Consider the following 8,786-nt stretch of genomic DNA (forward strand, 5'->3'; position numbering starts at 1 on the left):
CGGACTTGATCCGGGGTCACCTTCCCTTCTCGGGCTCCCGCAAGAAGAAGGTGGATGCCGGGTCAAGTCCGGCATGACGGCCTATATGGTCGGCAAGTCAGCTCTTCGACGAATGCCGCCGGCGCAGCACTTCGATCACCTCAGCCCAGCCGAAGCCCTTGGCCTGCATCAGCACCGTCAGGTGGTAGAGCAAGTCCGCGGTTTCCTCGGCGCAGCCGGCGGCGTCGCGGGTGACGGCGGCTAGGGCGATTTCGACGCCTTCTTCGCCGACTTTCTGGGCGATGCGGGGGAGGCCTTCGGCGAGGAGGCGGGCGGTGTAGCTGGTTTCTTCGCCCGTTTCGGCGCGGTCGGCGACGATGCGGGCGAGGTCGGCGAGCCATCCGGGTCCGGCCGGGCCTTCGCCGCCGAAGCAGCTGGTCGTGCCGAGGTGGCAGGTGGGGCCCTTTGGGTCGGCGAGGACGAGGAGGGCGTCGGCGTCGCAATCTTCGTGGATGGCGGCGACGCGGAGGTGGTTGCCGCTGGTCTCGCCTTTTTGCCAGAGACGCTGCTTCGAGCGGCTCCAGAAGGTGGCGAGGCCGGTCTCCAGCGTCGCGGCGAGGGCATCGCGGTTCATGTAGCCGAGCATGAGAAGGCGGCCCGACGCGCGGTCCTGCACCACCGCGGGGAGGAGGCCGTCCATCTTGTCCCAGGCGAGGGTGCCGAGATCGGCGGGGGTCAGAGGCGCATTTCGATCGCGCATGACGCGAGATACTCCTTCAAGTCGGGGATGGCGATGAGGCGGTCGTGGAACACGGTGGCGGCGAGGGCGCCGCTGGCACCGGCGTGGAGAAAGGCGTCGCGGAAATGTTCGGGCGTGCCGGCGCCGCCCGAGGCGATGACGGGGACTGTGACGGCGTCGGCGACGGCGCGGGTGTGGGCGATGTCGTAGCCGGTGCGGACGCCGTCGCGGCGCATGCAGTTCAAGACGATCTCGCCGGCGCCGCGTTCGGTCGCTTCCCTGACCCAGTCGAGGGTGCGGCGGCCGGTGTCGCGGGTGGCGTCGGGGGAGCCGGTATATTGCTTCACGAAATAGTCGCCGCCGGTCTCGAAGCTGTCGACGCCGAGGACGACGCACTGGCTGCCGAAGTCGCGGGCGAGCTCTTCGATAAGGGCGGGGCGTTCGAGGGCCGGGGAGTTTATCGAGACCTTGTCGGCGCCGGCGTCAAGGCAGGCGGCGGCTTCGTCGCGGGTGCGCAGCCCGCCGGCGACGGCGAAGGGGATGTCGATGACGTGGGCGATGCGGCGGACCCAGGCTGTATCGAGGGTACGGCCCTCGGCGGAGGCGGCGATGTCGTAGAAGACGAGTTCGTCGGCGCCTTCGGAGGCGTAGCGCAGCGCCGATTCGACGATGTCGCCGGCGTCGCGATGGTTGCGGAACTGGACGCCTTTGACGACGCGGCCATCCTTGACGTCGAGGCAGGGGATGATCCTACGCGCAGGCATTGAGGGCCTCGGCGAGGTCGATGCGGCCTTCCCAGAGCGCCTTGCCGACGATGGCGCCGGCGGTGCGGAGGCGGGCCAGGTCCTCGAGCGACGAGACGCCACCCGACGCCTGGATGGCGAGATGGGGGAGGCGGGCGGCGGCGTCCTCGAGCAGGGCGAAGTTCGGTCCCTGGAGCATGCCGTCGCGGCCGATGTCGGTGAGGAGGAGGTGGCGGGCGTCGGGATAGAGCGCGGCGATGTCCCAGAGGCTCACGCCGCTGTCCTCGGTCCAGCCAGCGGTGGCGACCTCGGGCGTGCCGTCGAGGATGCGGACGTCGAGGGAGAGGGTGATGCGGTCGCCGCCGAACTCGGCGAGGAAGGCGCGGACGCGGTCCGGGTCCTTCACCGCGAGGCTGCCGATGACGATTCGGGCGGCGCCTGCGTCGAGGAGGCGGGCGATGTGCTCCCGGGTGCGAATGCCGCCGGCGACCTGGAGCTTGAGGGGGGCCTGCGAGGCGAGGCGGGCGATGAGGTCGTGCTGGACGGGGGCGCCCGCTCTGGCGCCGTCGAGGTCGACGACGTGGGCCCAGGTCGCGCCCGCCGCGGCGAAGGCGGCGAGGGCTTCTCCGGGGTCGGCCGGATAGGTGGTGGCGTCGTCGAAGCGGCCCTGCGCGAGGCGCACGACGCGGCCGGCCATCAGGTCCATGGCGGGGTAGAGGATCATAAGGCGAGGAAGCGCTCGAGGAAGCGGGCGCCGGCGGGGCCGGAGCGCTCCGGGTGGAATTGCGCGCCCCACCAGTTTCCCTTGCGGATGATGGCGGGGATAAGACGGCCATAGTCGGCGGTGGCGACGGTCTCGAAGCCGGCGTCGCAGGCGAAGCTGTGGGCGAAATAGACATAGTCGCCGTCGGCGAGGCCGATGGCGGGGTCCGCCACGGTAAGCCGGCTCCAGCCCATGTGGGGGACGGGGCGGCCGGGGGCGGGCATGATGCGGCGGACCTGGCCCGGGACGATGCCGAGGCAGGCCGTGTCCTCCTCCTCGCTGCGTTCGAAGAGGAGCTGCATGCCGAGGCAGATGCCGAGCACCGGCTGGGTGAGGGCGCGCAAGGGTTCGACGAGGCCGCGGGCGCGGATCTGCTCCATCGCGTAGCCGGCGGCGCCGACGCCGGGGAGGATCACCTTGTCGGCAGCGGCGATTTCGGCCGGATCGGCGGTGACGCGGGGGGTGAGGCCGAACCGCTCGAAGGCAATGCCCACGGAGCCGATATTGCCGCAGCCGACGTCGACGATGGCGAGGTTCATAAACCCCTCCCCTTCAGGGGAGGGGTTGGGGTGGGGGAGGTCGAGCTTGCCTGACACCCATTTGAGTGGGTCTCCCACACCTCCCCCACCCCGTGATCCCCTCCCCTGAAGGGGAGGGGAGAAAGCAACGCCCTCACAACACCCCCTTGGTGCTCGGCAGTGCGTCGCCTTCGCGTTTTACGGCTTGGCGCAGCGCCCGGCCGAACGCTTTGAAGCAGGCTTCGGTCTTGTGGTGATCGTTCGCGCCGGTGACGCGGACGTGGATGGCGGCGCCGAGGCTGTCGGCGAGCGAGCGGAAGACGTGGGGGGTCATTTCGGTCGGGTAGGCGCCGATGTGGCTTGCCTCGAAGCTGCCCTCGAAGACGCTGTAGGGGCGGCCCGAGAGGTCGATGAGGATGTGGGCTTCGGTCTCGTCCATGGGGAGCGAGAAGCCGAAGCGGCCGATGCCGCGGCGGTCGCCGAGCGCGCGGCTGAGGGCGGTGCCGAAGGCGATCGCGCAATCCTCGACACTGTGGTGGGCATCGATGTCGAGATCGCCGTCGCAGGAGAGGATCAGGCTAAAGCCGGCATGGGCGGCGACCTGGTCGAGCATGTGGTCGTAGAAGGGGATGCCGGTGGCGATGCGGCGGGGGGCGGCGCTGTCGAGGTCGATGGCGACCGCGATCTGGGTTTCCTTCGTGTCGCGGACGATCTCGGCGCGGCGGGCGGGGGCGTGGTTGGTGTCGACGCCGAAGGCCTTGAGCGCGGCCTCGTTCTCGGCGTCGGTGCCGATAGTGAGGCGGACGCCGCCGGGCGCGGCGTTGGGGCGGAAGCGGGCGCGGATGCCGAGGCGATTGAGCTTCGCCGCGAGGGCGGCGGGGTCGTCCACTTCGAGGAAGAGGAAGTTGCCTCCGCCGCTGCGGACCTTGGTGACGATCGGGGCGCGTTCGAAGAGCGGGGCGAGGCGGTTCCGTTCACCCTTGATGCGGGCGATGCGCTCCTGATGGACGACGCGGCGCGAGGGCGCGAGGGCCGACATCGCCGCTTCGATCGACAGGCTGGGGAGCGGGTAGGGCGGGAGCGCGCGGGCGGCGATGGCGATCAGCTCCGGATTGCCGATCGCGCAGCCGATGCGGGCGCCGGCGAGGCCGAACGCCTTGGAGAGGGTCTTCAGGATGACGAGGTTGTCGCGCTGCGTGGCCTCGGCGGCAAGGCTCGGTGTGCCGGAGAATTCGAGATAGGCTTCGTCGAGGACGATTAGCGTCTCGGGGAGCGCATCGGCCACCTTCAGGACATCGGCGGGGGCGATCGGGTTGCCGGTCGGGTTGTTGGGGGAGCAGAGGAAGGCGAGCTTGAGGTTCGGTTCGTCTTGCATGGCGGCGAGGAAGCTGTCGGCGTCGAAGTCGAACTCGGCGTCGAGGCGCGCTTCGACGACGTGGGCGCCCTGGAGGGCGGCGAAATGGGCGTAGGCGGAGAAGGTGGGGGTGCAGATCGAGACCGCGTCGACGCCTGGGCGGCAGAAGGCTCGGATCAGGACGTCGATCGCGTCGTCGGCGCCGCGGCTGACGAAGAGGGTGTCGGGGGTGACGCCGTAGAGGGCGGCCATCGCCTTTTTGAGACGCGCGGGCTGGGGCTCGGGATAGCGGTTCAGGCCGGCGGCCAGCGCGCCCTCCGCGAGGGGCGGGTAGGGGTTCTCGTTGGCGTCGAGCTTGATCGCGTCGGGGCCGAAGGCGTCGTTCGCCTGCGCCGCGATGTCGAACGGGGCAAGCGCGAGGATTTCGGGCCGGGCGAGGCGGTGGGCGAGCAAGCCCCTCCCCTTCAGGGGAGGGGGCGGGGTGGGGGCTGTAGAGGTCACTTCGCCACCTCGTTCGCTCGCACAGTGACATGCCCCTACCCCCAACCCCTCCCCTGAAGGGGAGGGGCTTTTTTGGCGCGCGTCGGCGGCTCGGGCGTGAGCTTCGAGACCTTCGAGGCGGGCCAAGGCGGCGGCGGGGGCGGCGATGCGGGCGGCGGCTTGGGGGGTGACGGTCTGGACGCTCATCGCCTTGAGGAAGGTGTGGACGGAGACGCCGCTCCAGGCGCGGGCGGCGGCGTCGGTGGGGAGGACGTGGCTGGAGCCGGCGAGATAGTCGCCGAAGGTCTCGGCAGCGAGGCGGCCGGCGAAGACGGCCCCGGCGTTGCGGATGAGCGGGACGAGCGGCTCCGGGTCGGCGACGGCGAGGGAGAGGTGCTCGGGTGCGTAGGCGTTGGCGATCTCCATTGCCTCACCGAGGTCGTGGGCGAGGAGGATGCGGGCTTCGGCGAGCGAGGCTTCAGCGACGGCGCGGCGGGGGAGGGTCGTGACTTGCGTGCGGACCTCCGCTTCGACCGCTTTGGCGACCGCCGTCGAGGTGGTGACGAGGAGAACCTGCGCGGAGGAATCGTGCTCCGCCTGGCTGAGGAGGTCGGCGGCGACGGTGGCGGGATCGGCGCTGTCGTCGGCGATGACGACGAGCTCGCTTGGGCCGGCGGGCATGTCGATGGCGGGGCCGCCGGAGCGGCTGGCGACGAGTGTCTTGGCCTCGGCGACCCACGCATTGCCGGGGCCGCAGATCTTGTCGCAGCGGGGAATGGCGCCGGCGCCGAAGGCCAAAGCGGCGATGGCCTGGGCGCCGCCGACGGTCCAGACCGAGTCGATGCCGCAGAGCTGGGCGGCGAGAGCAATGATTGGGTCGAGGCCGCCGCCGGGGCGGGGCGGGGTGACGGCGACGATTTCGCCCACGCCCGCCGCGCGGGCGGGGACGGCGAGCATAAGGAGGGTGGAGAAGAGCGGCGTCTTGCCGCCCGGGACGTAGAGGCCGACGCGGTCGATCGGGCGCCACACCTTGCGGACGAGGAGGCCGGGCATGGTCTCTACGGCGTGCTCGGCCGGGAGACTGCCTTCGTGGAAGGCGGCGACGTTGCGGGCGGCGAGCTCGATCGCCTCGACCTGCTCGGCGGTGAGGGTGCGGCGGGCTTCGGCGGCGAGGGGGGCGACTTCGACGAGGCGCGGGGCTTCGCCGTCGAGGCGCTCGGCCTGGGCGCACAGCGCATTCCAGCCGCCGGTGCGGACGTCGTCGACGATGGCGCGGACGGCGGCTTGGAGCGCCGGGTCGCTGCGCTGCGCGGGGCGGGCGAGCGCCGCCGTGCGCGCTTCGGCGTCGAGAGCGGACCAGACGAGCGTCTTCACAGCATCATCTTTTCGATGGGAACGACGAGGATCGCCGAGGCGCCGGCTTCCTTCAATTTCTGGAGCGTCTCCCAGAAGACCGATTCCTGGCAGACGGCGTGGACGGCGAAATGGCCGGCGCGGCCGTGGAGCGGGATGATGGTCGGGGCTTCGGCGCCGGGGAGAATTTCGGTGATCCGCTTCAGCGCCTCGCCCGGGGCGTTCATCATGATGTATTTTGAATCGCGGGTGGCGAGGACGCCCTCGATACGGCTCAGCAGGCGGTCGCCGAGATCGGCGTGAATCTGGTTGAGGGGCCGGGCGGTGCGGATCAGGACCGCTTCGCTTTCGAGGACGGTCTCGACTGGGCGCAGGCCGTTCGCTTCAAGGGTGGCGCCGGTCGAGACGAGGTCGCAGATGAAGCCGGCGATCTGCAGGCGCGGGGCGAGCTCGACGGCGCCGTTCATGGTGACGACGGTGGCGTCGACGCCATTGTCGGCGAGGAAGCGGCGGACGATGTTGGGGTAGGAGGTGGCGATGCGGGCGCCGGCGAGGGAGGCGGGGCCTTCATAGGCCGTGGCCTCGGGGGCGGCGATGCGCAGGCTGCAGCGGCCGAAGCCGAGCTTCGCCAGGATTTCGAACCCGCGCTCCTCGGTGCCGAGGGCGAATTCCTCGAGCACGTTGCCGCCGACGATGCCGAATTCGCAGGCGCCGTCCGAAACGAAGGTCGGGATGTCGTCGTCGCGGACGAACATGAGGTCGGCGGCGAAATTCTCGATGCGGGCGGTGAGCTCGTTCTTGCCGTTCTGGATGCGCAGGCCCGCGTCGCGGAGCAGGCCGCGGCTGAGCTCGGAGAGGCGGCCCGATTTCTGGATGGCGATGTGGAGGCGGTCGCGGTCAACCAGCATTGGAGGCTCCGTCAGCCGGATTGGTGAGGGCGTCGATGGCGCGGCGATAGCCGTGGTGCGGCTCCTGGCGGAGGAACCGGGCGACGCGGACGACGGTGGTGGTGCTGACGCCGGTCGCCTCGTGGATATCGCGGTAGGAGAGGCTGGTGCCGTCGAGCAGCCGGGCGACGTGCCAGCGCTCGGCGAGGGTGCGGATTTCCTGCGGGGTGCAGAGGTCGGTGAGGAGCTTCGCCATCTCCGCTTGGGTGGTGGGGGTCAGGAGCGCGGCGCACAGGTCCGCCATCAGCGCGGCGCTGTCGCGGGTGGGGGCGAGGGGGGCGAGGCGGGTGGTCATTTGTTACAACGTGCTAATACAGTAGGACGCAGCTAGTCACCTCCGGCTGCGCCGTCAACCCGGCAGGGCACGAATCTTTCCGATGCTTTCGGGCCCCGGCGGTTGTGGTACCGGTTGCGCGGGTTGGGGAGACGATGATGACGAAAACGGTCGAGGAGCTGGCGCGGGAGTTGTTGGGGCGGGACGCGCGGGAGCTTGGGAAAAGAGAGCTGCGGGTGCTGCGGACCATGGCGGAGCGCCAGCCGGTCAGCATCGATCAGCATACCGCCGAGACGCAGGACACGTTCTGGAATCGACTGGCCGATCATGTCGCGGCCGTCGGCGGGTCGTGGGGGTTCATCTTCGGCTTCTTCCTCGTCCTGGCTGTGTGGGTCACTGTCAACGGCAGCGCGGTGCTCGGGCGCGGGGCCGTGTTCGACCCGTATCCGTTCATCTTTTTGAACCTGGTGCTGTCGATGCTCGCGGCGATCCAGGCGCCGATCATCATGATGAGCCAGAACCGCGCGGCCGCGAAGGACCGCGAGGCGGCGGCGCATGATTACGAGGTGAATTTGCGCGCGGAACTCGAGATCATGCGGCTGCACGAGAAACTGGATTCGCTGCGGGCGGAGCAGCTGGCGACTTTGATCAAGCACCAGAGCGAGATGCTGGCGCTGATCCGCTCCGGGGGCGCGGCGGCGAATCCGCCCCGCGGGTGACGGGGCGAGTTCCGGTCCGCCACCGTAACGGTGGTGGAACAAGCGCCGCGGGTCGCGCGTCTCCCATCCGCACGGCGCCGCAGCGGGGGCGCCATCAACAGGAGGAAGATATGGGTCTCATCATTTGGCTGATCATCGGCGGCGTCGTCGGCTGGCTTGCCAGCATCATCATGCGCACGAACGGCCAGCAGGGCATCCTGCTCAACATCGTCGTCGGCATCGTCGGGGCATTTTTGGGCGGCCTCATCATGGGACGCGGCTCGATCAACAATAGCGGCCTCAACGTGACGACCTTCCTCGTCTCGCTGCTGGGCGCGGTGATCCTGCTGGCGATCGTCAACCTCGTGCGGCGCGGGACGGTTCGGTAACTTCGCGCGGCCTCAAGGCCGGAAACAAGGGGCCGCGGGCGTTTGCCGGCGGCCCTTTTTGCGTCAGGCGACTTCGCCGATGCCGAGTTCGCCGAGCTTGCGGTACAAGGTGGAGCGGCCGATGCCGAGGCGGCGGGCGACTTCGGTCATACGGCCGCGATAATGGCCGATGGCGAGGCGGATGATGTCGGCCTCGATCTCTTCGAGCGGCCGCAGGTGCCCGTCGCCCGTGTACAAAGTGACGCTCGGCGCGCCGCCGATCACCTGCTCGCTGCGCGCCTCGCTCATCGTCGGCACGAAATCTGTCTGGCGCGCGGTGTAGCGCGACTGGGTGGCGATGTGCGGGAAGTCCTGCGCGGTCAGCGAGCTGTCTTCGCACTGGAGCGTGGCGCGGAACAGCACGCCGGCGAGCTGGCGGACGTTGCCCGGCCAGCCGTAGCGCATCAGCACGGCCAAAGCGTCGTTGCCGATCGATAGCGGCTTGAGGCCGGTCTGTTCGGCCAGCCGATTGAGCAGATGGCGGGCGAGAGCGGGGATGTCGCCGCTGCG

General features: G+C 69.9%; 10 protein-coding genes. 2 read left to right on the forward strand and 8 right to left on the reverse strand.

Going from position 1 to position 8,786, the window contains the following annotated elements; genetic code table 11:
- Positions 1–97 precede the first annotated feature (97 nt).
- The 7 genes from hisIE to VGC56_RS06500 all read right to left on the reverse strand — a co-directional run bounded on the left by hisIE (position 98) and on the right by VGC56_RS06500 (position 7,171).
- A complete protein-coding gene (gene hisIE / locus VGC56_RS06470; protein ID WP_464124059.1) occupies positions 98–739 on the reverse strand; it encodes a bifunctional phosphoribosyl-AMP cyclohydrolase/phosphoribosyl-ATP diphosphatase HisIE in 642 nt (213 codons plus the stop codon).
- The gene (hisF, locus tag VGC56_RS06475; protein WP_464124060.1) at positions 715–1,482 is read right to left on the reverse strand and encodes an imidazole glycerol phosphate synthase subunit HisF; all 768 of its coding nucleotides are present in this window, start codon (positions 1,480–1,482) and stop codon (positions 715–717) included. The genes hisIE and hisF overlap by 25 nt, the downstream gene beginning before the upstream one ends.
- Positions 1,469–2,185, reverse strand: coding sequence for a 1-(5-phosphoribosyl)-5-[(5-phosphoribosylamino)methylideneamino]imidazole-4-carboxamide isomerase (locus VGC56_RS06480; RefSeq protein WP_464124062.1), 717 nt, complete (start codon positions 2,183–2,185; stop codon positions 1,469–1,471). Before VGC56_RS06480 ends, hisF begins: the two co-directional genes overlap by 14 nt.
- Complete coding sequence (hisH, locus tag VGC56_RS06485) at positions 2,182–2,763, reverse strand: imidazole glycerol phosphate synthase subunit HisH (protein ID WP_464124063.1); 582 nt, start codon at positions 2,761–2,763, stop codon at positions 2,182–2,184. The genes VGC56_RS06480 and hisH overlap by 4 nt, the downstream gene beginning before the upstream one ends.
- A gap of 133 nt (positions 2,764–2,896) precedes the next feature.
- Complete coding sequence (gene hisD, locus VGC56_RS06490) at positions 2,897–5,950, reverse strand: histidinol dehydrogenase (RefSeq protein ID WP_464124064.1); 3,054 nt, start codon at positions 5,948–5,950, stop codon at positions 2,897–2,899.
- A complete protein-coding gene (gene hisG, locus VGC56_RS06495) occupies positions 5,947–6,837 on the reverse strand; it encodes an ATP phosphoribosyltransferase (protein ID WP_464124065.1) in 891 nt (296 codons plus the stop codon). The genes hisD and hisG overlap by 4 nt, the downstream gene beginning before the upstream one ends.
- Positions 6,827–7,171: a YerC/YecD family TrpR-related protein gene (locus VGC56_RS06500; protein WP_464124066.1), complete on the reverse strand. Its 345-nt coding sequence runs from the start codon at positions 7,169–7,171 to the stop codon at positions 6,827–6,829. The genes hisG and VGC56_RS06500 overlap by 11 nt, the downstream gene beginning before the upstream one ends.
- A 134-nt stretch (positions 7,172–7,305) precedes the next feature.
- On the opposite strand from VGC56_RS06500, the gene VGC56_RS06505 reads away from it, so the two are divergent.
- Positions 7,306–7,869 (forward strand): DUF1003 domain-containing protein, encoded by a 564-nt coding sequence (locus VGC56_RS06505; protein ID WP_464124067.1) that lies wholly within the window; start codon positions 7,306–7,308, stop codon positions 7,867–7,869.
- Between the two features lie 110 nt (positions 7,870–7,979).
- Positions 7,980–8,237: a GlsB/YeaQ/YmgE family stress response membrane protein gene (locus VGC56_RS06510; protein ID WP_464124068.1), complete on the forward strand. Its 258-nt coding sequence runs from the start codon at positions 7,980–7,982 to the stop codon at positions 8,235–8,237.
- A 63-nt stretch (positions 8,238–8,300) separates the two neighbouring features.
- Here the strand turns inward: VGC56_RS06510 and VGC56_RS06515 are convergent.
- The coding region (locus VGC56_RS06515; protein WP_464124069.1) for an AAA-type ATPase lid domain-containing protein at positions 8,301–8,786 on the reverse strand (486 nt) is incomplete at its 5' end.

It is taken from the genome of Allosphingosinicella sp. (assembly GCF_036403745.1).
GTDB lineage: Bacteria > Pseudomonadota > Alphaproteobacteria > Sphingomonadales > Sphingomonadaceae > Allosphingosinicella.

Bases quoted from the DNA above. Each gene is read 5' to 3' on its own strand.
- hisG (WP_464124065.1), bottom strand. From the start codon at position 6,837: ATGCTGGTTGACCGCGACCGCCTCCACATCGCCATCCAGAAATCGGGC.
- hisIE (WP_464124059.1), bottom strand. From the start codon at position 739: ATGCGCGATCGAAATGCGCCTCTGACCCCCGCCGATCTCGGCACCCTC.
- VGC56_RS06505 (WP_464124067.1), top strand. From the start codon at position 7,306: ATGATGACGAAAACGGTCGAGGAGCTGGCGCGGGAGTTGTTGGGGCGG.
- hisF (WP_464124060.1), bottom strand. From the start codon at position 1,482: ATGCCTGCGCGTAGGATCATCCCCTGCCTCGACGTCAAGGATGGCCGC.
- VGC56_RS06480 (WP_464124062.1), bottom strand. From the start codon at position 2,185: ATGATCCTCTACCCCGCCATGGACCTGATGGCCGGCCGCGTCGTGCGC.
- hisH (WP_464124063.1), bottom strand. From the start codon at position 2,763: ATGAACCTCGCCATCGTCGACGTCGGCTGCGGCAATATCGGCTCCGTG.
- VGC56_RS06510 (WP_464124068.1), top strand. From the start codon at position 7,980: ATGGGTCTCATCATTTGGCTGATCATCGGCGGCGTCGTCGGCTGGCTT.
- VGC56_RS06500 (WP_464124066.1), bottom strand. From the start codon at position 7,171: ATGACCACCCGCCTCGCCCCCCTCGCCCCCACCCGCGACAGCGCCGCG.